At 37.8% G+C, this 26,424-nt stretch carries 25 protein-coding genes; 5 read left to right on the top strand and 20 right to left on the bottom strand.

What is annotated here, in order from left to right:
- Positions 1–10 precede the first annotated feature (10 nt).
- The 18 genes from AN161_RS05415 to AN161_RS05330 form a co-directional block, all read right to left on the bottom strand.
- A complete protein-coding gene (locus AN161_RS05415) occupies positions 11–802 on the bottom strand; it encodes a fumarylacetoacetate hydrolase family protein (protein WP_053593340.1) in 792 nt (263 codons plus the stop codon).
- Positions 803–819: 17 nt separating this feature from the next.
- The gene (gene dmpG / locus AN161_RS05410) at positions 820–1,833 is read right to left on the bottom strand and encodes a 4-hydroxy-2-oxovalerate aldolase (protein WP_053593339.1); all 1,014 of its coding nucleotides are present in this window, start codon (positions 1,831–1,833) and stop codon (positions 820–822) included.
- 15 nt (positions 1,834–1,848) lie between these two features.
- Positions 1,849–2,733, bottom strand: coding sequence for an acetaldehyde dehydrogenase (acetylating) (locus tag AN161_RS05405; protein WP_053593338.1), 885 nt, complete (start codon positions 2,731–2,733; stop codon positions 1,849–1,851).
- A 2-nt stretch (positions 2,734–2,735) separates the two neighbouring features.
- Positions 2,736–3,524, bottom strand: coding sequence for a fumarylacetoacetate hydrolase family protein (locus AN161_RS05400; RefSeq protein WP_053593337.1), 789 nt, complete (start codon positions 3,522–3,524; stop codon positions 2,736–2,738).
- Positions 3,525–3,534: 10 nt separating this feature from the next.
- Positions 3,535–4,014, bottom strand: coding sequence for a flavin reductase family protein (locus AN161_RS05395; protein WP_053593336.1), 480 nt, complete (start codon positions 4,012–4,014; stop codon positions 3,535–3,537).
- Positions 4,015–4,253: 239 nt separating this feature from the next.
- A complete protein-coding gene (locus tag AN161_RS05390; RefSeq protein ID WP_053593335.1) occupies positions 4,254–5,219 on the bottom strand; it encodes a catechol 2,3-dioxygenase in 966 nt (321 codons plus the stop codon).
- Between the two features lie 25 nt (positions 5,220–5,244).
- Positions 5,245–6,783 carry a 4-hydroxyphenylacetate 3-hydroxylase N-terminal domain-containing protein gene (locus AN161_RS05385; RefSeq protein WP_053593334.1) on the bottom strand — a complete coding sequence of 513 codons (1,539 nt, stop codon included), beginning with the start codon at positions 6,781–6,783 and terminating at the stop codon, positions 5,245–5,247.
- Between the two features lie 171 nt (positions 6,784–6,954).
- Entirely contained in the window at positions 6,955–8,742 is a 1,788-nt protein-coding gene (locus tag AN161_RS05380; protein WP_206743139.1) for a XylR N-terminal domain-containing protein, read from the bottom strand.
- A gap of 438 nt (positions 8,743–9,180) precedes the next feature.
- Positions 9,181–9,969, bottom strand: coding sequence for an HAD family hydrolase (locus tag AN161_RS05375; RefSeq protein WP_053593332.1), 789 nt, complete (start codon positions 9,967–9,969; stop codon positions 9,181–9,183).
- A gap of 307 nt (positions 9,970–10,276) precedes the next feature.
- Positions 10,277–10,525, bottom strand: coding sequence for a DUF3006 domain-containing protein (locus AN161_RS05370; protein WP_053593331.1), 249 nt, complete (start codon positions 10,523–10,525; stop codon positions 10,277–10,279).
- Positions 10,512–11,687, bottom strand: coding sequence for an MBL fold metallo-hydrolase (locus AN161_RS05365; RefSeq protein ID WP_053593330.1), 1,176 nt, complete (start codon positions 11,685–11,687; stop codon positions 10,512–10,514). Before AN161_RS05365 ends, AN161_RS05370 begins: the two co-directional genes overlap by 14 nt.
- Positions 11,688–11,802: 115 nt before the next feature.
- Entirely contained in the window at positions 11,803–12,966 is a 1,164-nt protein-coding gene (locus AN161_RS05360; RefSeq protein ID WP_053593329.1) for a glycerate kinase, read from the bottom strand.
- Between the two features lie 206 nt (positions 12,967–13,172).
- Positions 13,173–14,678 (bottom strand): coproporphyrinogen III oxidase, encoded by a 1,506-nt coding sequence (locus AN161_RS05355; RefSeq protein WP_053593328.1) that lies wholly within the window; start codon positions 14,676–14,678, stop codon positions 13,173–13,175.
- 150 nt (positions 14,679–14,828) lie between these two features.
- Positions 14,829–16,025 carry an LCP family protein gene (locus AN161_RS05350; RefSeq protein ID WP_241774506.1) on the bottom strand — a complete coding sequence of 399 codons (1,197 nt, stop codon included), beginning with the start codon at positions 16,023–16,025 and terminating at the stop codon, positions 14,829–14,831.
- Positions 16,026–16,071: 46 nt separating this feature from the next.
- Positions 16,072–16,986, bottom strand: coding sequence for a copper amine oxidase N-terminal domain-containing protein (locus AN161_RS05345; protein WP_053593327.1), 915 nt, complete (start codon positions 16,984–16,986; stop codon positions 16,072–16,074).
- Between the two features lie 477 nt (positions 16,987–17,463).
- Positions 17,464–18,126: a ribonuclease H family protein gene (locus AN161_RS05340; protein ID WP_053593326.1), complete on the bottom strand. Its 663-nt coding sequence runs from the start codon at positions 18,124–18,126 to the stop codon at positions 17,464–17,466.
- Between the two features lie 310 nt (positions 18,127–18,436).
- A complete protein-coding gene (locus tag AN161_RS05335) occupies positions 18,437–18,781 on the bottom strand; it encodes a YlbF family regulator (protein ID WP_053593325.1) in 345 nt (114 codons plus the stop codon).
- Between the two features lie 16 nt (positions 18,782–18,797).
- Positions 18,798–19,940, bottom strand: a complete 1,143-nt coding sequence (locus tag AN161_RS05330) for a DUF445 family protein (protein ID WP_053593324.1) — start codon at positions 19,938–19,940, stop codon at positions 18,798–18,800.
- A 230-nt stretch (positions 19,941–20,170) separates the two neighbouring features.
- Here AN161_RS05330 and AN161_RS28570 point away from each other — a divergent pair, with 230 nt between their 5' ends.
- The 5 genes from AN161_RS28570 to AN161_RS05310 all read left to right on the top strand — a co-directional run bounded on the left by AN161_RS28570 (position 20,171) and on the right by AN161_RS05310 (position 24,096).
- The gene (locus AN161_RS28570) at positions 20,171–20,353 is read left to right on the top strand and encodes a hypothetical protein (protein WP_143114614.1); all 183 of its coding nucleotides are present in this window, start codon (positions 20,171–20,173) and stop codon (positions 20,351–20,353) included.
- A 100-nt stretch (positions 20,354–20,453) separates the two neighbouring features.
- Positions 20,454–20,657 carry a YheE family protein gene (locus AN161_RS05325; RefSeq protein ID WP_053593323.1) on the top strand — a complete coding sequence of 68 codons (204 nt, stop codon included), beginning with the start codon at positions 20,454–20,456 and terminating at the stop codon, positions 20,655–20,657.
- A gap of 168 nt (positions 20,658–20,825) precedes the next feature.
- Positions 20,826–21,242 carry a hypothetical protein gene (locus tag AN161_RS05320; RefSeq protein WP_053593322.1) on the top strand — a complete coding sequence of 139 codons (417 nt, stop codon included), beginning with the start codon at positions 20,826–20,828 and terminating at the stop codon, positions 21,240–21,242.
- 411 nt (positions 21,243–21,653) lie between these two features.
- Positions 21,654–22,985 carry a hemolysin family protein gene (locus AN161_RS05315; protein ID WP_277815924.1) on the top strand — a complete coding sequence of 444 codons (1,332 nt, stop codon included), beginning with the start codon at positions 21,654–21,656 and terminating at the stop codon, positions 22,983–22,985.
- A gap of 205 nt (positions 22,986–23,190) precedes the next feature.
- Entirely contained in the window at positions 23,191–24,096 is a 906-nt protein-coding gene (locus AN161_RS05310; RefSeq protein ID WP_053593320.1) for a cation diffusion facilitator family transporter, read from the top strand.
- Between the two features lie 156 nt (positions 24,097–24,252).
- On the opposite strand, the gene AN161_RS05305 is transcribed toward AN161_RS05310, so the two are convergent.
- A complete protein-coding gene (locus AN161_RS05305) occupies positions 24,253–24,996 on the bottom strand; it encodes an effector binding domain-containing protein (RefSeq protein WP_075807179.1) in 744 nt (247 codons plus the stop codon).
- A 78-nt stretch (positions 24,997–25,074) separates the two neighbouring features.
- Positions 25,075–25,995: a YafY family protein gene (locus AN161_RS05300; RefSeq protein ID WP_053593318.1), complete on the bottom strand. Its 921-nt coding sequence runs from the start codon at positions 25,993–25,995 to the stop codon at positions 25,075–25,077.
- Positions 25,996–26,424 lie beyond the last annotated feature (429 nt).

Below are 26,424 nucleotides of genomic sequence, written 5' to 3'. Positions count from 1 at the left end.
TCCTCCTTCTCTATTGGTCTACTTGAATTATTAACGACTCCATTCCGTCAAAGCTTACCGAAAAATTATCCCCTGCATGCATTGTTGCAGAGCCTGTTAACGCACCACTTAGCACAATATCTCCAGCTCGAACGTATTGTCCACGAGCGATTAATTTATTTGCCATCCATGCGATGGCGCGTGCTGGATGACCCATAACTGAACCTGCTGTACTCGTAGCAAAGATGTCATCATTTTGCGTGAAAATACAGCCCATATTCACAAGATCCACTTCGTTCACCGCATACTTTTCCGAACTCACTATGTAACGCGAAGAAGAAGAGTTATCAGCAATTACATCCGGTAAAGTAAAATTAAAATTTAAATAACGACTATCAATAATTTCCATTGCAGGTGCAATATACTCAGTTGCTGCCAATACTTGTGCGACGGTCACAATCGGACCAAATAAATCCTGCTTAAAGACAAAGGCAATCTCCGGCTCAATTTTCGGATGAATTAAAGATTTTAAGGAAATCGGCAGTTGTGCGTTTAACTCCATATTCGCTAACAGCACGCCGTAAGAAGGCTCATGTACACCCATCATTTGTTGTTTAGCCTTACTCGTTAAGCCAAGCTTTAACCCTGAAACGGTTGTTTGCTCATGCATGCACTTTAGTTCAATTAGTTTGTCTTGAATGTTATAGGCTGTTTCCACCGTCAGCTCTGGATATTGATCGACAAATTTCGTGACCTCAGACACATCTCGCTCTGCTTTATACAACTCATACGCAATTTGATCTAGCGTATCGGTTTTCATCATCGCTCGTTCCTCCGTTTCTAATATACTGTCTGATTATGATTGGCTATCTTACGAGCAATTTCTGCTATTAAATCCTCTTGCCCACCTACCGCTTTCATTTTGCCAAGTTCCACTAAAATTTCACGTTCATCTACGCTGTATTTTTTCGCTGCTTCCTGTGTAAATAATAAAAAGCTAGAGTAGACACCAGCGTAGCCCATCATTAAACTAGAGCCTGTTATCTCTTGCGGACGTGGCATAATTGGTGCAACTACTTCATTTGCAACATCGATTGCACTATATAAATCAATCCCTGTTTCATAGCCAAGACGATCGAAAACAGCAACCATTACTTCAGTTTGTGTATTACCACTACCAGCACCTAAACAGCGTAAACTACCATCCACATACGTAGCACCTGCTTCAACAGCAGCTATCGTATTTGCCATGGCAAGTGATAAATTATTATGAGCATGGAAACCAATTTCACAAGAAACATGCGACTTTAATGCAGCTACTCGTTCCTTGACCTCATGAGGTAGCATGGCACCTGCTGAATCCGTCACATAAATAATTTCAGCGCCGTAACTTTCAAATAACTTCGCCTGTTCTACTATTACAGACGTTGGTGCCATATGCGCCATCATTAAAAATCCAACTGTTTTCAATCCTAGCTCTCGACTTAAGTAAATATGTTGACCAGCAACATCTGCTTCGGTTACATGAGTTGCCACACGGGCCATTTTTGCTCCAGCCTTCACTGCATTTTTTAAATCTTCCTTTACGCCAATGCCAGGTAAAATTAAAACAGAAATAGCCGAATCACCACATTCTTCTTGCGCCGCTTCAATTAACTTCAGCTCATCTACTTTCGAAAAGCCATACTGTAGAGAAGAGCCCCCTAATCCATCTCCATGGGATACCTCAAAATATTTCACCTTTGCCTTCTTTAAACCACGAGCTACATCTCTCACTTGTTGCTCCGTAAATGCATGGCGCATTGAATGACTACCATCACGCAATGTCACATCTAAAACGGTTAATTTTTTCATTATATTCACCTCCGCTTAGTTCGCCTTCACTGTTTCCTGTAGCTGTTTAGCGATTTCATTCCCCACTTGTACGGCTGCTGCCGTCATAATATCGAGATTTCCTGAGTAGGTTGGGAAGAAATCCCCTGCTCCCTCCACTTCTAAAAAGATTGATACTTGTTGACTATTAAAAATAGGAGCACTTGTCATGCGATATCCAGGTACATATTGCTGAACAGCTAGCACTATATCTTCTATCGCTTTGATAATTTCTTGTTCCTTATTACCTTCATTCACTAAAACATGCACAGTATCACGCATGATAATCGGCGGATCGGCTGGATTTAAAATAATAATGGCCTTCCCCCTATTTGCTCCGCCCACGTCCTCTATTGCTTTTGCTGTTGTTCGTGTAAATTCATCAATATTAGCCCGTGTACCAGGTCCTGCGCTTTTACTTGCTACCGCTGCAACAATTTCCGCATATTCAACATCAGCTACTTGGTTAATAGCATAGACAATTGGAATAGTCGCTTGGCCACCACATGTCACCATATTGACATTATCGGCCGTCGCGAATTTTTCCAAATTAGCACATGGCACAACAAATGGGCCTATAGCAGCTGGCGTTAAATCAATGATCTTTTTGCCAAGAGCGAGCACTCTCTCACTGTGTATAGAATGTGCCTTTGCCGTTGTGGCATCAAACACAATATCAAAGAGCTCAGGACATACCACTAAGCCATCAATTCCATTCGTGATTGTATGATAGCCACGAGCCTTTGCACGTTGAATTCCCTCAGAATCAGGGTCAATTCCTACCATGACGCTCATTGTTAAATAATCGCTACGCTCAATTTTGTACATTAAATCTGTACCGATATTACCGGAGCCTAAAATCGCAACTTTCAATTTTGCCATCTTCATTTCTCCTCCTTCAGCCTAAACGTAGCGGACACAGCACCTAGATGGGCAAACTCTGCCGTAAACGTATCTCCATCCTCAATTGTGACTGCCGCTGTTAATGCGCCTGCTAACACAAATTCCCCCGCCTGCAAACCGATATGATATTTACTCAGTTTATTTGCTAACCATGCAACTGCACGTAATGGATCACCCATAACAGCGGCAGCGGCGGCACTATCAAACAACTCACCATTACGGTAAACATTCATGCCGATATGTGGTAAGTCTACATTTAGCAATTTTGTAGGCGTTCCACCAATAATCACCATGGCGGAGGAACCATTGTCTGCGACTGTATCTTCAAAACGAATTTTCCAATCCACTATACGACTATCAATTACTTCTAGTGCAGGGACAATGTAATCCGTCGCCTCAATAACATCCTCCACTGTAATATTTGGTCCATATAAGTCCTTCTTCAAAACAAACGCAATCTCAAATTCCAACTTTGGTTGAATGAAATGATTCAGTGAGATCGTTGCACCATCGACCTCTACCATATCCGATAAAATATGACCGTAATCTGGCTCTGAAACTTTAAATTGCTGCTGCATCGCCTTACTCGTTAAACCAATCTTCTTACCGACAATTTGTTTCCCCTCTTGTTGCTTTGCAGCAATTTGAAGTAATTGAATAGCATAAGCGTCATCTACAGTTATGTCTGGAACAGTAGATGATAGCGGATTGATCGGTTGCTTCGTTGCCTCAGCTTCCTGTAATTTCTCTGCATATAGTTGTCTATCCATATCTAACCTCCTAGACCTGTAGCGTTGTTTCTGCTGATAATGCACCGTATTGTCCATTAAAGAATAACAATGGCTCCCCGTCTTCTAGATGAATGTTTTTCACTCGTCCGATAAATAACGTATGATCCCCTTCCATATACGTGCTTGCGACCTCACAGCTTACTTGTGCAATAGCGCCTTCAATTGTTGGTGCACCTTGTAAATCACCGAATGCTACATGGCGCTTTTCTTTGATTTGTCCGGCAAATAGCATGGACAGCTCTTGCTGCTGTGCTGATAAAAAATTGACAGTAAATGTTCCACTATGCTGGATATGCTTAAGCATAGTGGCCTTTTCGCCAATAGAGATGACAACTAATTTTGGATCAAGAGAAACAGACATAAACGCATTTGCAGTCATACCATGAATACTGCCATTTACATTTGTTGTAATTACTGTGACACCTGTTGCAAATTTCCCCATCGCATTCCTAAACAAACGATCCTCCATTACATAACCTCCTTATGATTTAGTGCTGTCTCAAATACTCTGAAGTAGTATTTGAGACAGCGATGTAAATTTTTCGGGTCAAACTATTACTGGCTCATCATCATCACGTGGGTTGATTTCCGTTCCGACTAGACGCTTTCCCAAGGAGTCGCCCAGTCGTAACGAAGATCAACTTATATACACGACATACGTTTTTTAACAAATATTATCGCTAACTTTTGGCGATGAACTACTATTGTTTATTTCACAGGAACCTTTACTGATCGATCTGGTGTACCATATAAGAAATACTCATTCGGTAGTGGAGAACCATACCAAACAATCGCTTCATCTAACTCATTTTCACGCCATGTTATTGGCTTCCAATCAGGATCGAAAATTAAGTAGCCTGAATCGCCAAATAGTTCAACTCGGTTGCCACCAGGCTCCATCACGTACATGAAGTACGCTTGACTGACACCATGCTTACCAGGCCCTGCTTCTATTTGAATGCCGTTTTCTACAAAAATATCTGCTGTATCCATTAGGTGCTGTGGATAACCATACCAAAATGCAATATGATGGAAGCGGCCACTATTGCCAGTTTGGTCGTTCATTAACGCTACCTCATGTACAAGTGGGCTAACACTCATCCATGCACCGATTTCTTCATTATTGTTCAAGACAATTTGTTCACGTAACTTGAAGCCTAAATGCTCGGACATAAACTCACGGTTTTTTGCCACGTCTCTACACATTAAGTTGATATGATCTAAACGACGCGCTGGAACACCCATTAATGGACGTTTTTGTGGACGACTTTTTAATAATGTTTTTTGATCTTCAGCTGGTTGGAAATAATCTACTTCCCACAAAATTTCTTGATTGTGTCCATCTGGTGTGACGAATTGGTAGGCACGACCATGACCTAAATCACCATCGATCCACCCTTTACCATAGCCACTTTTTTCTAAAGATGCGACACGACGCTCTAGCGCTTCTGGTGAACTTGCACGCCATGCCGAATGTCCAAGACCAGCTTCTTTTCCTTCCGTAAGCTTTAGTGTGTGATGATAAAAGTCTTCATAGCCTCGTAAATAAACCGATTGCCCTTCACGTGCAGTAATTTGTAACCCCATATAATCTGTGAAAAACTTTAAAGATTCCTCTGGCTTTGGTGTAAAAAGCTCCACATGCGCTAATTGTGCTACATCAAAATTTGACATCAAACATTCCCCCTAATTGTTATCACTATTTATTTGTAAAATAATTCACATCATCTGGATTAACCCACGTAGGGTCTGTCCACCCTGTTAAATCGTAATCTGCCATACATTGCTCAGCAAACGCTATAAACTCATCTGTTTTACCGCTGCCTTGTGCCCCAAACAATGTCTGTAATCGAATATCTTCATGATTTCCAGCATAATTACGTTCGTATAATTCACCTCGACCACCAAATTCAGTACCAATCGCATCCCAAAGTAGCTTAATTGTTTTAATTTTTTCAAGGGCTTCAATACCATTTGAACCACGATAGAGCTTATCTAATGTCGGACGGAATTCTTCGTTTAAAAAATCTCTTGCACTAGATGGCTGAACGATTAAATTCCCTGCCACAATCTGCTGAATGATGCCTTTAATCTTCGGCCAACCTTCCTGTAAAAATACGCGATAGGCGAATCCACCACTTAAATTCGGAATAACGATGCCATTTTCTTTTTTCTCAGGATTCAGTGCCATCGCATCACTTAATGACCAGAACATATGACGCCAAGCTATAATTTCCCCGATATGCACCTGTACACCACGGAATTGATCAGTGCCCGCTGTCTTTAATGCTTTCAACAATACACCAATAATAAAATCTAATTTTACCGCTAAGCGAGTGACACCTTGGAAAGTAAAGCGATTAATGAAACCGCTTTCTACAAAGAATGAAGTGGTCTTTTGCATATCTTCATAAATTAAAATATTTTCCCATGGAATAAGTGCTTGCTCGAATACAAGTACTGCATCATTTTCATCGAAACGGCTACTTAGCGGATAATCAAATGGACTCCCCATAATTGCAGATGTCATTTCATACGATGCACGACTAATAAGCTTCACACCGGGTGCATCCATTGGTGCAATAAAGACAACAGCAAATTTTTTATCTTTGATTGGTAATCCATATGTGCCAACAAAATTGTAATTAGTAATAGCTGAACCAGTAGCCACCATCTTTGAACCACTAATAATCAAACCTTCGTCCGTTTCACGTTCCACTTGGATAAAAACATCGTCTACTTCATGGACATCTTTATGTCGATCTACAGGCGGATTCACAATTGCATGATTAAAGAACCAATTGCGCTCCTGTGATTCTTTGTACCAACGCTTTGCATTTTCTTGGTAAGGTGAATAGTATTCAGGATTCCCACCGAGAGTTGCAAGGAATGAAGCTTTGTAGTCTGGTGTCCGACCCATCTGCCCATATGTAAGGTGGGCCCAAGCAACAATAGCATCTCGTCCTTTAATTAAATCATCTGCGCTACGTGCTGCTCGGAAATAACTATGGGTATAACCACCACTACCCGTATCCGTTTCACAAGTTAAAATATCTTTGTATTTTGGGTCATGCATGGCATCATATAAACGTGAAATCGATCGTGCCGAATTTCGAAACGCTGGGTGGGTCGTGACATCCTTTACACGTTCACCATGTAACCAAATTTCCCGACTATCCTTTAAACTTTCTAAATATTCCTGCCCTGTCAATGGCTTCGTACCTTGCTTTACAACCATTCCCTTTCCCCCTACAACTATTTTTTCTTGTTTGACATGTCTATTTAAATGTAATAGTTTTTGAATTTTTAGATAATTTATAAAAAGTATGGTATTCTGTTTCCTTTCTTTAAAATTTGAAAGAAATATATGCGAGAAATAGAAAAAAGCCAGCAATTCCGCTGACTTTTCTTACTTCTTATTTTCTAACGTTTTAATTACATAATAGATTTTCAAGGCTAACTGACATCGGAAACGTCCATCTCCTGTACGTAAATCTTCTTGCAATAAAGCTTCAATTTTTTCCATTCGATAACGAAAACCAGGGATTGATAGACTCAAAGCCTTTGCTGTTTTATTGACATTACCACTGTGGTTTAAAAAAACCTCTAGCGTATGGACAAGTGTTGCATTATTTTGCTCATCATATTTTAATAGATGGCCCAGTACCACTTCATAAAACTGTAAAAGCTCCTTTGGGTTTGTCGTCTTTAAAAAAAGCATTATGTGCTGAAAGTTTTCGTAAATAGCAGATTGTGTCTGTCCAGGTGCGGCAGATTGTAGAAATTGACAAATCAGTCTTGCCTCGTTGTGACTGTTTCCTATTTCCTCTAACTTTTCGGCATTTTTCCCTACGCCAATTTGGAATATAGATTGTTTGAATTGCTCTTTTAATCGTTTCGATAATATGCTTACAAAGTCTGACATATATTCGATATTCTTTTCACAATCCTCTAGAATAAGCAGAACCTCTTGATTTTTAATAAAGCACTCCACATTTAAATACTCTGTCATTAAATAGCTATGCAAAGTTTCTGGTTCCTCATGCTCAGATGTTATCACGATGACACGATTATTTTTACTCGGATCAAAATAGAAAATACTACGTGCCTTTTTAATGAGTGCCTCTGTGGAAGATTGTCTAGTCATGACTTCATCTAAAAAATCGGACTTTCTTTGCCACTGCGATTGGGCAATTTGCATCTGTGTATATAAATAAATTGAGAAGACCGTCACTGCGCGTTCAATAATCATTTCCTGCTCTCGTGTTAAATCATTATAACTAAGAATCACTAAAGTCCCCAATTGTTTTTTCATAGTCATAATCTCATATTCATGTCGAAGTTCTTTTTTCTTACTACTTCTTTCTATATAGAGTTCCTCACCATCCTTCTGCATAAAATAATAGCCAACTGGTTTCATTAAATATCTACGTTCTATTGTTACACTACATTGCAACGCATCACTTAAAAGATGTAAAAGTTGATTCAATGTATAACCTTCAAGCATTGCATGTGTCATTTGTTTGTGGATGGTGTCAGAATGCAGGATAGAATTATTCAGCGTTTTTAATTCGTTATACGTAGCATCTAATTCGTCAGCTAAGGAAGTTTCTTGAAAATATCGTAATAAATCTAATTGCTCTGCTGTAGCATGTTCTTTGGTTCGAACGACAAATTTACAATAGTCATCACATTTACCACGACACTTTTCTTCAAAAACGACAATCTCCTTTGGATAGGTTTTTGCTAGAAAACCTGCTACGTAACCGATTAATGTCCAACATACGCTTTCGTCACTAAAGCCAAAATGGCGGACATGCTCCTCCGCCTCGTAAGAATGGAACCACTTACCTTCCATTTCAAATTTATCGTCGCTTATTTCCAATACATCAATTTCTACACTGACAACGCCCTCTAATGTATGAATCGCTGCGCCAGCTCTTATTAACTCTTTTAACTCTTTCCAATTGTACATCTTCTCAATAGAGTCACCAGCACTATAGCCGCATGCCCAACCATAGCGTAATAAAAACCCTTTTGCTCGCTCCATATTCAACGTTTGAATGATATCGCGCCTAAAAAACCCAAGAGCCTCAGCTGATTTTAAGATCATTCGATTCCCATTGAATTTTATGATGCCTGAGCGTGGATTAATATCAATGGCATTTTCAAACACTAAACGATTTGCTTTCATCATATACACCCCCATAAACATGTAATCCAATATATTTATTCTTACAACGACTAGGCTTGTACATTTTCTCTAAATCGATTTGAAGAAAGCGCTTTCTTAAATTGAAATCACTAGATTCAAAGTGTTTACTTTTATTATCAATATTAGTATAAATTATTTTTTCAGACAATTCATTTTATCCGAACAGCAAATGTTTCGACAAATTTTAAAAAACAAAAAAATGTACTGATCCTTTAATGAATCAGTACATTTCAGACTGTAGACAAACACTATTTTGTTTCAGCTCTTCTTCTCATACTAATGATGAGGAACCTTTGATTTTTCACGGAGAGTGGCGACTCCTGCGGGATGAGCTTGCGCGGAAAGCCCCGCAGGAACGTAGTGACGAGGAGAATCAACCCTTGTTTATTGATACGCCTTAATTTATATTTATCCTTTTGCTTACAGCTTAGTTACAAGTTCTAATAATGCAGTTAAAGAATCGACCTCATATGTTGGAGTAACAACGCCATTTGGTACATTGTTTTCACGATTGATCCAAACATTACGCATACCAACACGAGATGAGCCTAAAATATCAGTATTTAAGTTATCTCCAACCATGATCGCATCATCTGCTATAATGCCCACTTTCTCCATGACATGCTCGAAAATAGAGGCATCTGGTTTCCCTTTACCAAAGTCACCAGAGATAATAATATGGTCAAAATATGGCGCGATTTCTGGTGTTATTTCTAGCTTTAAATTTTGTAGACTTGGTGCTCCATTTGTCAGTAATACGAGTTGATACTTTCCTTTTAGTTCATCTAGCACGGCAAAAGTATCCTCATATAAGAATGGAGACACTTTACGTTCTGCCACAAAACGTTCCCCTAGCTCTGCTCCTAACTTCGCATCATCAATTCCAAGAGCTGCTAAGCCCTTTGTCCATGCTTCTGTACGATATCCTGGCACAATATCTTTCATTTTTTGGAAAGATTCCGTTGGATCATCAAATGTTCCCCAAAGTCCTTCGAATGGGTTAATACCGATTAACACCGTATAATCATATGTTTCATAGCCTTCGTAAAGCGTACGTGATTCTTTACGCACAGCTTCCTCTAGTTCAGCTGGATTCACATTATGTATTGTTGCTGCATATTCACATGTTTTTTCAAATGCTGTTTTGACAGATTTTTTATCCCATAATAGCGTATCATCTAAATCAAAAATAATTGTGTTAATGGACATTGTGTCAGCTCCTAGCTTCTTAATATAATTATTTTAGCATATATTCAAAATATTTAGCATAGCGTTTTAGGCTTTTCTCATCCCATAACGTACGGTTGATTTCCGTTGCGGCTGGGCGCTTTCCTGGGGGCGTCCGATGAGCCGCTTCACTCGCGTTGCTCGCTCCAGGGTCTCATCTGTGACGCTGATCCCCAAGGAGTCGCCCAGCCTCCACTACAATCAACATATTACAAGGTATCCATTTTAACAAATGCCATCCGCCACTTTTAGTGATTAGCCTAATCCCAGCCTATTCTTCATTCTATAACTATTGATTTTTCTTACGTAATCTATCCATTAAGCTTTGTATTTCAGCCTTTTTCTGCTCAGTTTCTTCTTTTAAAATTTCAATTTGATAGATGCCATCAATTTCTTCAATAAGCACACGATCGCCCACCTGTACTGGCTTATTCATGGCGGACTGTAAGATAATAATTTGCTCCTCTTCCTCTGGGTACTTCAAGAAAACTGCATATCCATCTTCAATACGGTCTAAGGTGTATTTAGTCGAGCTCACTGACAATATCCCCTTTCGCATTACGTAATTGTGCAGCATCCCCATCATTCAGCCAAATCTGTTTTTTTGTCCACTTTAAATAGTTTTGACCTTCCCGTGCATTTGTACCACTTGTGACATAAATTGTTTTCCCTGGCTGCAATGATACATTTGGGAAGTTAAAAACTTGATACCCTTCAATTGATATAAGCTGCCAATCTTTTAAGGACACTGCTTCACTACCATTATTTTTAATGCCTACAATTTCTTCTATTAAGTCCTTACTAACAATCTCAACGCTCGCACTAGTTGATGGTGCTTTGACACTTGTTCCTGACATTTCTTTCGAATTCACGTCATAGTTTACCCCATCTGTTGATACGATAACAGTCCCAGCGTCTGCGGTTGCGTAAATTTTACTGCCAATTGCTTGTAGACGCTCAACCACTTCCGTATGAGGGTGACCATACTTATTTCCCTCTCCATAGCTTAAAATTGTCACCTCAGGATGTACTGCCTGTATAAACTCCGCCGAGCTACTCGTGTTAGAACCGTGATGCCCCGCCTTTAGCACAGTCGACTTCACATCGTACTGTAGCATCTCTTTTTCCAACGCAACACCCGCATCACCTGTTAATAAAAACGATACATTACCATATGCAATTTTTAAGACAATGGAAGCATCATTATTATCTGTTGCATTTTCATTGGCGTTTAACACCTTCACATTAAGATCATCATCAAACGCTATGCTATCGCCTGTTTTTGGAACATTATAAGGAATATTCTTCGTATCAATAAGTGTCAGCATCTCTTCAAAGGTTTGAGATGTATGTACTTTCCCTGAATCATAAAATTGTCCAATATCTATCGAATTTAACACAGGAATTAAACCACCGATATGGTCTGCATCAGGATGTGTAGCGACCACTATATCGAGCTTGTTCACACCAAGTTCCTTCAAATACGAAACAACCTGTTGACCAGCTCCTTTAACACCTCCGTCAACAAGCATCGTCTTGCCGTTTGGCGACTCAATAAAAATCGAATCTCCTTGTCCTACATTAATAAAATGGACACGCATTTCATGTCCCGCAGTGACGGATACTTTCTCCGTATTTAATGTCTCCGTACAGCCTGCTAATAAAAAAATACAAAGGAGCATTACTATTAATTTTTTCATCTACTAACTTCCTTTCTACTTTTCTATTATACAAAAAAGAGAGCTAACCATGGCTGCTCTCTATTTCAATTAAACTAAAATCCATAACAGGAGGGTGATTCTATAAGTTGCTACGTTAATAAACGTCATCCCCAGCTCCGAATTTACATCCATTTTGTATATAATTCTCAAGCATTTTCTTAGTTTTCATGCGAATAAAATAATAAGGTTCTTGCATTGCCTGCTGAACACTAATATTTTCATCTACTAATGATTCAACAACAGTAAAATATTCGAGTAATTCAGGTTTATCATTTTTATCTATTGCCCCTGACAATAAGACAGTCTGTGCATTCGCTAATTTCGCAGCCTTCGCCACTCCTAATGGTGCTTTCCCATGTAATGTTTGACGATCTGATTTGCCTTCACCTGTCATAACAAACCCGGCACCTTCTAAATGTTTTTTTAGCTGTACGGCGTCGATCACAATATCAATACCTGCATGAAAACTGCCGTTTAAAAAAGCTATTAATGCACCTCCCATTCCACCTGCAGCGCCTGCACCTTTATAGTCGTGCAGGCGGATGTCAAATTGCTGTTCAACAATGTCTGCAAACTGCTTTAAGCAGCTATCAAAATAAGCCATTTGATGCTCTTTTACACCTTTTTGAGGTCCAAAAATAGTTGTTGCCCCCCGCTCTCCAATCAATGGATTATCAACATCACATGCAACAATAAATTTTACTTCAGCCAATCTGGAATCTAACTGACTAGTATCAATTGACGCTAAATCTAATAATGCCGACACCCCATCAGCAATTAAAGTGCCATCTTCTTTTTTTAATTGCAGTCCAAGCGCATTTAACATGCCAATACCAGCATCATTTGTAGCACTACCCCCAATTCCGATAATAAACTTCCTAAACCCTTTATCAAGAGCAGCCTTGATTAACTGCCCCGTCCCGTACGTTGATGCTAGCTCAGGATTTTTTTCACTGTCCTTTAACAGCATAATACCGGATGCCTGAGCCATTTCAATAACACATGTTTCATTATCACCGAGCACACCATATCTCGCTTCAATTTCTCTGCCCAATGGGTCAAGCACATGTTGTAAAATATATTGACCATCTGTTGAGGCAACAAGTGATTCTAATGTACCTTCTCCTCCGTCTGCAACTGGTAGAATAATTGTTTCAATCGATTGATTAACATCTAAGATTCCTGCTTGCATTGCATCAGCCACCTCGATGGCCGACAAAGTCCCCTTATAGGAATCTGGACTAATAATGACTTTCATATTTTATACCCCCAATCATTGAAGTTAAGCTTTTATAATCATTATAATTCAGACTTAAAACATTCCTGAGATTTTATCGGAACATTATGTGGATTTATCGGAATGTTTTCCATTTTTATCGGAACAATATACGAATTTATCGGAACGTTTTCGAGTTTTATCGAACAAAAAGGCAATCTGAACACACGTCAGATTGCCATCATTTTTTATGCCTTATACAATTCATCTAAAAACTCGATTTTTTTACCGATTGCATCTTCGAACGTCATGATGTAGGCAGCAGGATCCTTTGGATTATGGAACTGCGTAATCTTCCCTGTTTCGGGATGAACAAATTTAGAGGAAGCTCCACACCCAATCCCTAAGATTGTCTGTACTTCTTCCATTATGACAATATTATAGATGCTTTCTTCGCCAACTTTACTGTAGCCGACATTTTCTAAATTGCCTAAAATATTTTTTTGACGATATAAATAGTATGGTACATAATCATTTTCCTTCGTCCATACTTGTGCCATATGCATCATTTGTGCAACAGTATCACGGTCTGCTACCTTATATTTAGCCTTGTTACGTGTCATTTCCGATGCACGCTTAAATGACAAAGTGTGTACCGTTAGCGATTCTGGCTGCATTTTTGCAGATTCCTCTAACGAATGCTGGAATTCCTCAACCCCTTCATTCGGTAAACCAATAATTAAATCCATATTAATATTATTCATGCCCGATTCACGTGCTAGCCAAAACTTATCAATCGTTTCCTGTACTGTGTGATGACGACCAATTGCTTTCAGTGTTTCGTCTGTATAAGATTGTGGATTGACACTTATTCGGTCAATACCCCATTTTTTTAACACTTCTAGTTTTTCAGGCGTAATCGTATCAGGTCTGCCCGCTTCAACTGTTACTTCACGGATTGTTTCAGGATGTGGGAAGCATTCATTCATCGTCTGATACAATGCATCCATTTCATGTGCCTCAATAGATGTCGGTGTACCCCCACCCCAATAAATGGACGTGATTTTCATGTCATTTTCCTTCAGCCATTTCCCCATTTCACGTAATTCAATATGCAGCCCATCTAAAAATGTAGCGACACGCCCCTGCTTTCTATTGCTGCCAATCGCATAAGCTGGGAACGTGCAATAGGCACATTTAGTCGGGCAAAAAGGAATGCCGATATAGATACTTATTTCTTTACCGATTTTATCTATGTCAGGGATCGTCACTAACTGACGAGCAACTATTTCTTTTAGTAGCGTCACCTTGTCCTCTGACAGACGGAAATCACGAATAAGGATATCCGCAATTTCTTCCTCGCTCTTCCCGGCCATTCGAAATTTATGGTAAAGCTTAGTCGGACGCACACCTGTTAAAATCCCCCATTGCTGATGCATTCCCGTATGTTGCTCTAGCACATCTAAAAATACGTGAGACAAAGCACGCTTCATACGAATATTTAGTTCACGTCCTTCAGCCCCAGATTCGTATTGAATACGGTAATCATTCGTATAACGCTTACCATCTACCTTTAGAACTGCTTTGGTCGACAGTGAGAAATCATCGCCAACGTTATATTCGAAAGACACTGCCATATCCGTTTCTTCAGGCTCTACTTTTAGCTTGGAATCCTCAAAAAATAAATTCGCAATATGATTTAATACGCGAATCCAATCCTCAGGATATTTTTGATCTATGTGAATGATTTTCATTTTCTTCGCTCTTTTCTCTCATAAATTATAGTACCAATAGTTTAACAAATTTTTATAACGTTAAGCAAAACCACAAATAATAACAGAATATTTTGCTTATAATACAAAAAATCCATTTTGAAAAAATTAATCAAAATGGATTCTCATCTTTTATCTAGCAATATCCGCATTTGTTTTGAAATTTTCTTCTTTCAGTTCAAGAATATTTCTTAATTTCATGCTTACTTTCTCCAAGCTTTCCATATCGGGTATATAATAAGAAACATTATTTATATACTGATCTTCCCCTTGTATGTCTAACGTTTTTACAGATAAGTTCTTGGAATTCAAATATTGTTTTTGGAGTGCGTAAATTTCTTTAGGGTTTAAATCTGTTTCTACGTTTTTTCCTAAAATATCTGCAATTTGACCAATTTTAAATATTGTATTCGTCGATTTTGCTTGATTAATTGTTGCAGTCAAAAATTGTCTTTGTCTCTCTTCGCGTGAGTATGTAGCATTAACAGGTCTGTATCTCATTCTTACAAATGCAAGTGCCTCTTCCCCGTTTAAATGTGCTTCACCTTTATGAAACTCTATCCTTTTTTTATCGTAAATATTGTCTTCCCAGAAATCCTCTTTTACATCTATTATTACTCCACCTAAAGCATCGACAATATCCCTAAAACCATCAAAGTTTACTGCAATAAAGTTGTCTATCGGTATATTAAGAAATTTTTCAACTGTCTCTAATTGAAGTTTAATTGCCCCATAGCCTGTAATTGATCCGTAATTATAAGCGGCATTGATCTTATGTATACCCGTATATTCCCCAGCATTTTCTATATTAACTCTTGCATCTCGAGGCACTGTAATTAAGTTAATTTCAGATGTATCCGGGTCTAAAGTAATAACCATTTGAGTATCTGCTCGACCATTCTCCGCCTTACTAGAATAATCTTCAACACCTAATAATAGAATTGAGATAGGATCTTTTGTAAATGAAACATCCTCTTCTCTAAGGTCTGATTTATTTCCTTCTCTATCTAAATCGACCTTTGAACTATCATAGGCATTTTTAAATTTAACAAACGCATAAGCTCCATAACTAGTTACGGTTAAGAGTAACATCGAAATAACTAATAAGGAGATTTTCAATATTTTATTCTTTGGTTTCGTTCTTTTAGATCTACTTGATTTCCTTTGCATATAAAATCCTCTCTTATGTTTGAATTCCTGAAGTAAAATCATTTTCTTCATAAAGTAAGACGATAACTGTTCTTTCAAGTTTCCTATAACAATTAAATTTGGGAATTTTTTATATAGAAAGTGTTTTTCGGCATTTATTAAACATTCTTCACAAAACACAAAAAACCCCATAAAGGCATACTTACCTTTACAGAGTTTTTTCGAATTATTTTAAGTATTCCTCTACAAATTCAACTGGCACATACGTTTTATTCGCTTCTAACAAAGCAGGTGCTGCATTAAGTGGGCGTAATGCTTTGTTATAACCAAACATTTTTTCTCCAAGAGTAATTGTGTAAGATAAATTACCTTTTGAAATTATTGCACCTTTACCCGTTGACTTTACTGTATAGCCAAGCTTTTCAGCAATCAAGCGTAACGGAACCATCTTTGTTCCATCTACCTCATAATAATCTGCCGCGATGATTGCTGCTATTTCCGCTTCTACAGTATTTTCTGGAGTATTTTTAGATTCGTCATCAAGAACAAATACTTTCGAAGGTGTTGTTTGAGCTGGGATACTTTTTGTTGAAGCCGTATAGAAAACAGCTAAGTGTTTCTCCGCTAAATCTTTTGCTGCAACTTTCTCTCCCTTTGCATTTAAAAGCTCAGTATTTTCACCAATGTTTAATTTTAAAATATCATAAGTATTTGTTAAGTTTTCAAAGAAGTAATCAACTTCAACAAATCCAGCTTCCTCCGTTTCAACAATGACAACATCAGGGTCGAATTGTGGTGGATAAATTAATTTTTGTGGCTTGTTTGCAAGTGTATAAGCTACTATTTTATCGCCTTCTTTAAGTTCCACTTTTTTACCTGTATTATCGAAAACAAGTGTATCTTTAGTTACCTCTAAAATGTTTGTTTGATCTCCATCTTTTACTGTGAAATATGTAATACTTTCACCAACATTAACTTTCTCAACTGTTCCATGCGTATTGTTGAAAATGTGAACAGGTTGAATTTGTGGAACTTGTTGTTCTGCCTCTGTAGGATTTTCATTTGCTGAAGCGACTGGTACTACTACACTTCCAAATAATAATGCTGTCATTGCTGCTGGAGCAAATTTTTTCATGTTCATAATATCTCTCCTTATTATTGGATTCATAGTAGTAGTAGTTTTATAATGGTAAAAGTTTCATCAAAAACAGGAAAATTTATGATGGGTGATATTTCCAGTCAATACTTTTGTAAAAGCTGTTATGAATGGAGTAATTAGGGATCATCACCATAACGTGTGGTTGATTTCCGTTCCGACTAGGGTCCATTGGGAATGAATGCTTTAGAATAGTTTAGAAGTTAAAAACCACCAGTTCGAAAAAACTGGTGGTTTTATTTTGATTGTCTCACAGAAGTGAGCTTCAGGAAGCCCACTTCTTCAGAGGTGGGAGGAATGAAGTGCTTTTTTGTGTAAATAAGAAAGTCTTATGGAACAGAAGATAAATCAAAGATGTTGTACACAGGACATGGCAACACCATCTGTGGAGAGCTTTGTAACGCTTCTCTTAAGTATATAAGAACCCCACTGCTTTAGCTGTGGGAGTAGTCAGGTCCATAATTATTCCTTTACAATTTCCTTTAACCCAGTGATATCTATACCGTTTAATGCTTGAGTTGCAAGGCGATCGGTTTCAGAATTTTCTTTACGTGATATAAGTTTGTACTCTGGCTGGATACTGAGCTCTTTCAGCTTTACATCAATTTTATCTGCCCAGCTCGATAAATCCTTTTCAAGTGCTGGCCATTCCCCGCTCAATTGATTGATGACTACTTGGGAATCACCAGTGAAACAAACGGGCAAATGGTGAACGTTTAATAGTTCAAGCTCAACTACCCCCAAATAAAGCGCAGCATATTCTGCCTCATTATTCGTTTTAAGCTCCGACGAAAAAGCATTTTTTCTTAATCGATATGGCTTGCCATTTTGTTCATAATAAATAGCACAGCCTAGCCCCGATTGTTTTGTTGCACGATCAAAGCCGCCATCAAAATAGACTGTAATATTGTGTGGCTCAGTGTCAATTTCCTTTAAATATGCCTTTAGTTCCTTTAAAGACCAACTTGTATCCTGTCGATCGATACAATGCAGTGATTTTACTCTCCCTGTCCGCTCCATGTCCTCTGCTAGTAGTAATGCTTGAGCTGCAGGCATTTCTTCTGAACGCAGAACAGTTTCTGCACCCTTTTGCGTTTTATAGGTCCATTCAATGATTACATGCATAGTATAACCTCCGATATTGAGCCTTAAAGTGAAAACGTGCTCCGGCTTGCGGAAACACGTTTTCTTTCTTACTTGTTATATGTGCAACTATTGGTATATTTATTCCTAAAGGAGCTATTTGATAAGATCGATGAGAGAATCTGCTTTTCTGCCGGTTGGGCTCTTGATTGCGCCGGTAGATTATGCTCTACCGCCGCTTGGACTCTTAATAGCGCCGGTAAATCCTACCCTTCCGCCGCTTGGACATTTAACATCGCCGCTAGGCCAACTATTGCGTAGGTTAAAGTAATATTCCTACTAAAAAACGCTGTTAAATTTCTTCATACAATGCTTGTATAGGTTTTATTAAAATGCGGTTTACCTCTTCAATTAGTTTACTCAGCTTCATTTCTGCCTCAAGCATTGAGGAAATTTTTTCATTTTGCTGTGCTAGCTGTAAAGCTTTTTGTGCATATATAAGCTCATCTTCCAGCATATCCTCGCCAGCTAATTGCTTTTTCTGTAGTTCAATTTGAATCTTACGGAAATTTTTGAATAGATTTAATGCCTCTTCATCTTCCTTAACAACTGCCACCGCTTCTTTCAACACTTCAAATTCAGGTGTCTTACGGAAAGTTGCCTCTAACTCATTAATGTCATTGTAAATATTAATCATAAACATATTCTCCTTTTTAAATAAAGTAGACAATCAACCCTTGCACAATCCCAATCAACCCACCAAGAACTGCACCAAGTACTGTAATCATTTTAAACTCTCGTTTTGAAATACCTAGTACAAGCTCCTCTAATTTCGATACAGGGAAAGAATCAACCTGCTCACGTACTACTTCTTGTAAATTTAAGCGTTTCAAAACATCTTCTAATTTGTCTTCAGCTTTTACAAACGCTTTTTCGATAGCTTGTGGAATTACTGTTTCCTTCATCCATGTATTACCTTCTGGCCAGTAATGCGAAATAGGTTGATTCAAGCGCTCTTCAACTGCTAATTGTTCTTTTACGTAAGTTTGCAATTTCGATAAAATGGGTTCAAAACGAATATCCTGTAAGAAATCCATCGCTGGGCGCTCTTTTAATTTCTCCAATTCCTGAGTAAAAATTTTCGTTAGTAATTCTGATGTTCCTGGTGACTGCATAAATTTTATAAGCTCACGCTGAACCTTTGCCACGAGCGAAGAAGAATCACCTAAAAACATATTAATCATTCCACCAAGCGATCCTTTTGACGATAAGAAGTCATCAATCATTGCCTTAATCGTCAGTTCGCCCTCAGGTGATAAAAAGTAATCCTCACCCTTTTCTAAAATATGGTTAACGGCTACTGGAATCTTTGCATCAATTGTATTTTGAATATCTGCTGATAATAGTGTACGAATTGATTTCGTTGATAGTGTATTCTTAATTGATTCAAATTGTCCCTCAACAATTGCTTCTACCTTCTGTTCAATTGTTGCTGGCATATTGGAAAATCCAGCTAATGTTAGCCAATCCTGAATCGTTTTATCATTTGTAAAAATCGTTTCTTCTACCTTTGTTTGTACAAACTCTTCAACCTTTTCCTGAATATCCTTTGAGAAAAATTTCTTTCTAAAGGTTTCAGGTGTTAATAAATAATTCACAACCGTTAGTCCAAGTTGCCTTGCTAATTCGTCACGTCGTTTGGGAATAAGACCTGGTGTAAAAGGCATTCGCCAATTTTTTATATAGATAGCTTCATGTGGTCGGAAAAGCATTTTAATGGCTAAATGATTTGTTACACCACCAATTGCAGCTCCAATGATTGCCATAAATATTAATGTCACTAGAAAATTATCCATTAGTATCCTCTCATTTCAATTGTATTCACTATTGGCGTATTTTGTCGCCTGCTGCACTCATTATAGCAGAGCAATGATTTTCTACGAAAGAAATACCCTCTATTAAGTATGTTGTTTAACTATTTTTATCCATCTTCATTATTTTGAAGATGCTGATTTACGCTACGGGCTACGTATTAAGTTGATCTTCGTTCCGACTGGGCGACTCCTTGGGGATCACAGCGTCACAGATGAGACCCTGTAGCGGCTCATCAGACGCTCCCGGAAGCTTTGCTCTGTGCGAAAGCGAAGCGGCAGCAATTGTTTTATCTGTAGCGAAAGCAAAGCGGCAGCTACAATTGTTTTATCTGTGCGAAAGCGAAGCGACAGCAACAAAGCGCCCAGGCGGAACTGAAATCAACCACATGTTATGATTATGTCTAAGCATATTCACTACTCGCAAAGTGAATAGTTGCAAAATTACCACTATCCTTGAATAATATTAACTACATATATAAGAAATGGGGTTTGGTTATGATTCAGCATTTCAGCTTTAAGCCGTTATTTGAAAATTCTCAGCTCCCAGGCTGGACTATTTCTTTCTTCTATCAACGTGAACGATACACAGCAGAGTACTTAAAAGATGGCGTTATACAATGGAGTGGACCTGTCCCTCCAAACGAAGAGGATGTTAAAAAAATGATTCATGAACTTATGTTGTACCATGTTTACGACTGAAAAAAGTAATATTTTTCCGCACTCATACTGTATAAACATACCTATTTTTTACTATTTTTAGCACTGCTATTATCTTAAAATTGTTTAAGTATATTGAAATTCCCTTATTTTTCTTATACATTTATGTTATCAAGTATTAAATGTTTTTTTATGCAGGAGGCTATTTCAATGAGTAAAGTCACTCTTTCAGATGACTTAAACAGTTATAATTCAAAAGCATTAATTCGTGCAAAAGTAAAAGAAGTTTTTTCCGAGTTTTCCGCTAAAATTTTCGAGTTAGCGAATGAAGCTGAAGCTATTGATAGTAAAAAATTCGAGGCTCTTTCGGGCTTTAAAAGTGATTTCTATAATGAATACTGTAGTCAATTAAAAGGCTTTTTTAATTCATCTACTACTACTTTCGGAAAAAGACCTGTAAAAAATATGTATTTAACGTATAACGGCAAAAATTATATTTTTACACAGCAAGGTTTAACAGAAAAAGCACCTGTTACAATTTCACTTTATTCAGGTGAAATTCCGTTAAAAGAAACGCTACACGATGTGGAAAAAGCGTGCTTGAAATTACGTTTTCAACAACAATAAATAATTCAAACAAAGAGGAGCCATCTCATACGAATGAGATGGCTCCTTTTTGTTGCTATGAAAAAATAATTCATTTAAAAAAATCCGCGAGTAAAGATCTCTTGAGATTTTTGACGTGTCGTTTTATATGAGATGCAAATGCTTCTTTCTCTAAACAAACTATCTTCTTTGCTCTATTAAAGTTAGCATAACGAATTTTTATTTTCAATCCTTTAGGTGTTTGGAAATATATAATTTTTCCAATTTACGGATTGAAAATCAAGTAAAAAAGATTGTTGTCAATATTTGTGTTTTGCATGTAAATATTTTATGATTAAAACATCCAACAATTTTTTAAATCATAGGAGGTGTACACTTTGTTTACTTCCCTCATTTGGGCGGGGACAAAGGAATTATTTGGACGGAGACATATTGGGAATAACCATAAGGTTGGCGGCATTCGCCCTACTAATAATAATGACAGGATTTTTCGTTGCAACTGAGTTTGCAATCGTTAAAGTAAGATCTACACGCATTGATCAATTGCTTGCAGAAGGGAATAAAAAAGCAAAAAATGCAAAACGTGTTATTTCAGATTTAGATGAATACTTATCTGCATGTCAGTTAGGTATTACTATCACTGCTTTAGGCCTAGGTTGGCTTGGTGAGCCTACATTTAAGATTATCTTGAATCCAGTGTTTGAATTTCTAAATTTGAGTGAAAGTTTTACTACTGTCCTTTCATTCATACTTGCATTCTCAATTGTAACGTTTATGCATGTAGTTATGGGAGAATTGGCGCCAAAAACATTAGCCATCCAAAAAGCAGAATTTGTCACATTAAATCTTTCTGGCCCATTAATTTTATTCCACAATGTTACTTATCCAATCATTAAGCTGTTGAATGGATCTGCACGTGGCTTAACTGGTCTTTTCGGCTTGAAAATGATGTCAGAATCAGAAGTAGCCCATACAGAAGAAGAGTTACGAATGATTTTGTCAGATAGTTTAAAGGGTGGAGAAATTAATACTTCAGAATATGAATATGTTAACAGTATTTTTGAGTTCTCTGATCGTCTTGCAAAAGAAATCATGGTACCACGTACTGAAATCGTGGGAATTGAAAAAGAGCTTACGATTAAAGAAGTTTTTGATTTAATGGGTGTTGAGCAATATACCCGTTACCCAATTATCGATGGTGACAAGGACCATATTATCGGCTTAGTCAATATGAAGCACTTATTAACCGCTTACATTAAAGACCCAGCAAATGGCGATAAACTAGTGATTGATTATATGCAGCCAATTATTCGCGTAATGGAAACAACGCAAATTAACGAATTGTTACTAAAAATACAGCGTGAACGCATTCATATGGCTATTTTAATGGATGAATATGGCGGAACATCTGGTCTAGTTACGATTGAAGATATTATTGAGGAAATTGTCGGCGACATTCAAGATGAATTCGATGAAGATGAAATTCCAGAGGTTCAGGAAATTGCCGAAGATCACTTTATTTTAGATGCGAAGATGCTAGTTGAAAGCGTTAATGATATGCTAGGTACTGACATAGAAGATGATGATATTGATACAATCGGTGGTTGGTTCATGACGAAGCAATTTGATGCGGTCGAAGGAGACAGTATTGAAGAACAAGGTTATGAATTTATCGCAAAAGAATTAGATGGTCACCATATTTTATACTTAGAAATTCTGAAAGTACCTGAAAGTGATTTATCAAATGAAAACGATGAAGACTAAAATTAAATTGCCTTATCGGTATTTACCATGGTACGATTAAAATCGTGCTTATAAAATTCAGGCGATAAAAATAATATTTTGCTCACAACCTATAATGGTGGGAGCTTCTACTGAAATAAAGTTAATAAATACGCAAAAACGACTCCCTTACACGATTAAGGGAGTCGTTTTATAATGCCCGAAAGTTTTGCGAGGAGGAAACAAAATGGAGCTCTATACAAATTTACGTCAAGGGGAAAAAGGTGCCTGGTTATCCATTGGTACATATTTAATACTGAGTTCAATAAAACTGACGATTGGCTATATCGGAACATCGGAAGCACTAAAAGCAGATGGACTTAACAATACCACTGATATTATCGCATCCATTGCAGTATTAATTGGATTGCGGATTGCCCAAATACCACCTGACTCTAATCACCAATACGGGCATTTACGTGCAGAAACAGTTGCGTCACTTGTTGCATCGTTCATTATGCTAATTGTTGGCTTACAGGTACTTATTAATTCGATAAAAAGCCTTTGGGAGCCAACTGGCACAGCGCCATCACTAGTAACAGCCTACGTGGCAATCGGCAGTGCAGTAGTGATGTATATCGTTTATCGCTATAATTTGGCACTATCAAAAAAAGTAAAAAGCGCTGCTGTTAAGGCTGCCGCCTATGATAATCGTTCAGATGCCCTTGTAAGTATAGGGACAGCGATCGGGATTTTTGGAGCAATTTTCGGCTTCCCTATTATCGATACATTAACAGCACTTCTCGTCGCACTTCTTATTATTAAAACAGCTGTAGAAATTTTTTGGGAAGCGGTTCAAAGTCTGACAGATGCCTTTGATATCGAAGAGGTTGAGACATTATCCGTATTAATTCGCAATGTTGACGGAGTGATCGAACTCATAGACTTTAAGGGTCGTGCACATGGCAATATGCACTTTATTGACGTAACAGTAACCGTCGATCCTTACTTAAACGTCTTTGAAAGTCACCGTATTACAGAGGAGATTGAGAAAACCGTTACTCGTGAAAATCGCTTTTGTCAGGTGCTCGTGCATATTGAGCCAGAAATAGAAGTTCCTCCAGCAAATGATGACAAGTCTCCTACCAATTGATTGGTTAGAGGCTTGTTTTATCAATTATGCCTCGGCATAATTGCGTCCGGAATCGGCTTTGTGCTTGCACATACAAAAACACTTGCCAAAAGTAGTTAAACGCGTAAACAAGCAGGCCTCCTATCAATTATCGATAGGAGGCCTAAAAATGACTTTTTATTTAATCGCAATATAAATATCGACTTGTGCTTCTTGTGGGTTGGCACATCGTTCATCGTACATTTCAAAGTCACCAGTGTATGTTCGTTCTACCCCTGAGTTTGAGAACCAAGCCCAAACGTCCTGCCAAGCCTTCACGACAACTTCTTCAAATGGACCTTTGTCAGAAGTAAAAACTAAATATTTAGCAGCTGGCACTGTTTTTAAGACCATACCTTCCGGAACTTCATCCGCAGTTGAAACTTCCACGCCAAGTGTAATTGAATACTCTCCATTAACATCCGTTTCATAGTCAGAATACAGACCGTATGTTACTTGATTGACTGGATTAAGTATTTGTCCCACTACATCTTGCTGATAAAAGTTTGTCCATAATTGCGGTATTTTTGCTTGAGGAGTTATTTCATTGGCATTACTTGTTCGTGCCGAGATTCCTACGATTTGAAATAATTCTTTCTTCATCACAACGGGTTCTTTCATTTCATGCTTTCTCCATCTCTTTAAGCTTGGTAAAAAAGAAGCTAACATTTGGCGTGCTTCTTCTTCCGCCATTCCGTCTTCCTTTAAATGCGGCACACACATTTCGACCATTTCTTCGACCGTTAGACTTGGCTGCTTGAACTCTCCTAATTCATAACAATATGTGCAATAATCCTGACTTTTGTGTCCTTCTTTTTCTGTACCAAATAATGACTCATCCACTAACGGCATTCCACAGCTTTGACAATAACTTTGCATCATTCATTCCACCCTTCGTTCTATTTGTAATGACTATAACAAAGGAAACCTGACATCTGTATGTCATCAATTAGGTAGAAGTTAATCTTTTTTATACAACTCCACAATTTCCTGTGCTCGTTTTAGCACAATCTCACTTATATGAGGTGGTTCTAAAACTTTTACGCGGTGACCAAAGCTAAGAAGAAAGCCATATAGCCATTCATCCTCCGGCAAAGGAATTTTAATAGTTGAACTCTCATGATCTACATGCTCGGCGCCAAATGATTCTTCAACAAGTGTCGTTACTGCAGAATCGAAAGACAACGTCAGGTTTACTATATTTTGAGGGCGATGCCACTCTTTATCCCATGGGAGTTCAGATAAGTTGACTTCTTTGCGCTGGAAGGTTGTCATCTCTTCTTTTAAATTCTTCATCCTTGAAATTTTAAATAAGCGAAAATCTTCTCTCAATGTGCAATAGCCGTAAACATACCAAACCTTCCCTTTTTGTACTAACGTGTGCGGCTCCAATAGTCGATTTGTTATGCGACCATGCGTAGTGGAATAGGTGAAACTTATACAATACGCGTGTTCAATTGCTTTTTTTATTAATGTAATTTGTTCCTTAAAAATAGCATTTGGTCCCCAAGGGCTAAGGTCAATAAATAGTTGATCAATAGATTGTTTTACTTTCTCATCCGCTACGCCTGTTAACTTTTCAAGCACTGCTTCTGCATGTGAATCTTCATATGTTGTCAGTGCACTTTTGATGGCAATAGAAAGTGAAGTAAGTTCCTCCTGCGTTAATACTTGCTTATCGACACGATAGCCATCAATTAAACTAATTCCACCATTAACACCCTGTTGGCTAATGACAGGAACCCCAGCACAGCTCAACGTTTCAATATCCCGGTAAATAGTACGGACTGACACATTAAATAAATCGGCTAGCTCCTGGGCCTTCACCTTTTTACGATTTATTAAAATCATTGTCATCGTTAAAAGTCGCTCTAATTTCATATTTGTACTCCTTTACTATAAGTCCTATTTTTTCTATGTTAATTGTGTTTTAATTACTATTTCGCCATTTATTTTAAGTATTTTTTAAGTACTTTTTGAGTTTTATTTAAGTCGAATGTACTATAATAACGCCTAATAAATCATTACATTCATTCTACTATTTTTACAATATAAGAAAAAAACAACTTCAATACCTATAATCGGCGCTATTAAACGGTTTTTCTACTATAACAAAGTTGTTTTCCGTTTTTTAAAAGAATAGTTTGATCATAAACGCTTATACAATTATTTCAATTCTCTTAACACAAAATATAAAACTTCTATCCTCTATATAAAGGCTCTGAAAAACTACTTTATAGTAACTATTTGTGGAAGTCCAAATTTCTAATGTAAAAGTTTTAACGCGGCGTTACGAGACTCCTGCGGGAA

It is taken from the genome of Lysinibacillus sp. FJAT-14222 (genome assembly GCF_001278875.1).
Classification (GTDB): domain Bacteria; phylum Bacillota; class Bacilli; order Bacillales_A; family Planococcaceae; genus Lysinibacillus; species Lysinibacillus agricola.
The sequence above is the reverse complement of the archived record's forward strand: the minus strand, read 5'-3'. Positions and strand labels throughout refer to the sequence as shown.

What these genes read in the sequence shown, in the direction of transcription:
- AN161_RS28570 (WP_143114614.1), top strand. Translation starts at nt 20,171, where the DNA reads ATGAGACCCTGTAGCGGCTCATCAGACGCTCCCGGAAGCTTTGCTCTG.
- AN161_RS05365 (WP_053593330.1), bottom strand. Translation starts at nt 11,687, where the DNA reads ATGAAAAAATTAATAGTAATGCTCCTTTGTATTTTTTTATTAGCAGGC.
- AN161_RS05310 (WP_053593320.1), top strand. Translation starts at nt 23,191, where the DNA reads ATGGAGCTCTATACAAATTTACGTCAAGGGGAAAAAGGTGCCTGGTTA.
- AN161_RS05355 (WP_053593328.1), bottom strand. Translation starts at nt 14,678, where the DNA reads ATGAAAATCATTCACATAGATCAAAAATATCCTGAGGATTGGATTCGC.
- AN161_RS05405 (WP_053593338.1), bottom strand. Translation starts at nt 2,733, where the DNA reads ATGGCAAAATTGAAAGTTGCGATTTTAGGCTCCGGTAATATCGGTACA.
- AN161_RS05345 (WP_053593327.1), bottom strand. Translation starts at nt 16,986, where the DNA reads ATGAACATGAAAAAATTTGCTCCAGCAGCAATGACAGCATTATTATTT.
- AN161_RS05300 (WP_053593318.1), bottom strand. Translation starts at nt 25,995, where the DNA reads ATGAAATTAGAGCGACTTTTAACGATGACAATGATTTTAATAAATCGT.
- AN161_RS05360 (WP_053593329.1), bottom strand. Translation starts at nt 12,966, where the DNA reads ATGAAAGTCATTATTAGTCCAGATTCCTATAAGGGGACTTTGTCGGCC.
- AN161_RS05375 (WP_053593332.1), bottom strand. Translation starts at nt 9,969, where the DNA reads ATGTCCATTAACACAATTATTTTTGATTTAGATGATACGCTATTATGG.
- AN161_RS05400 (WP_053593337.1), bottom strand. Translation starts at nt 3,524, where the DNA reads ATGGATAGACAACTATATGCAGAGAAATTACAGGAAGCTGAGGCAACG.
- AN161_RS05395 (WP_053593336.1), bottom strand. Translation starts at nt 4,014, where the DNA reads ATGGAGGATCGTTTGTTTAGGAATGCGATGGGGAAATTTGCAACAGGT.
- AN161_RS05305 (WP_075807179.1), bottom strand. Translation starts at nt 24,996, where the DNA reads ATGATGCAAAGTTATTGTCAAAGCTGTGGAATGCCGTTAGTGGATGAG.
- AN161_RS05340 (WP_053593326.1), bottom strand. Translation starts at nt 18,126, where the DNA reads ATGCATGTAATCATTGAATGGACCTATAAAACGCAAAAGGGTGCAGAA.
- AN161_RS05325 (WP_053593323.1), top strand. Translation starts at nt 20,454, where the DNA reads ATGATTCAGCATTTCAGCTTTAAGCCGTTATTTGAAAATTCTCAGCTC.
- AN161_RS05385 (WP_053593334.1), bottom strand. Translation starts at nt 6,783, where the DNA reads ATGGTTGTAAAGCAAGGTACGAAGCCATTGACAGGGCAGGAATATTTA.
- AN161_RS05320 (WP_053593322.1), top strand. Translation starts at nt 20,826, where the DNA reads ATGAGTAAAGTCACTCTTTCAGATGACTTAAACAGTTATAATTCAAAA.
- dmpG (WP_053593339.1), bottom strand. Translation starts at nt 1,833, where the DNA reads ATGAAAAAATTAACCGTTTTAGATGTGACATTGCGTGATGGTAGTCAT.
- AN161_RS05380 (WP_206743139.1), bottom strand. Translation starts at nt 8,742, where the DNA reads ATGATGAAAGCAAATCGTTTAGTGTTTGAAAATGCCATTGATATTAAT.
- AN161_RS05330 (WP_053593324.1), bottom strand. Translation starts at nt 19,940, where the DNA reads ATGGATAATTTTCTAGTGACATTAATATTTATGGCAATCATTGGAGCT.
- AN161_RS05390 (WP_053593335.1), bottom strand. Translation starts at nt 5,219, where the DNA reads ATGTCAAATTTTGATGTAGCACAATTAGCGCATGTGGAGCTTTTTACA.
- AN161_RS05335 (WP_053593325.1), bottom strand. Translation starts at nt 18,781, where the DNA reads ATGATTAATATTTACAATGACATTAATGAGTTAGAGGCAACTTTCCGT.
- AN161_RS05415 (WP_053593340.1), bottom strand. Translation starts at nt 802, where the DNA reads ATGATGAAAACCGATACGCTAGATCAAATTGCGTATGAGTTGTATAAA.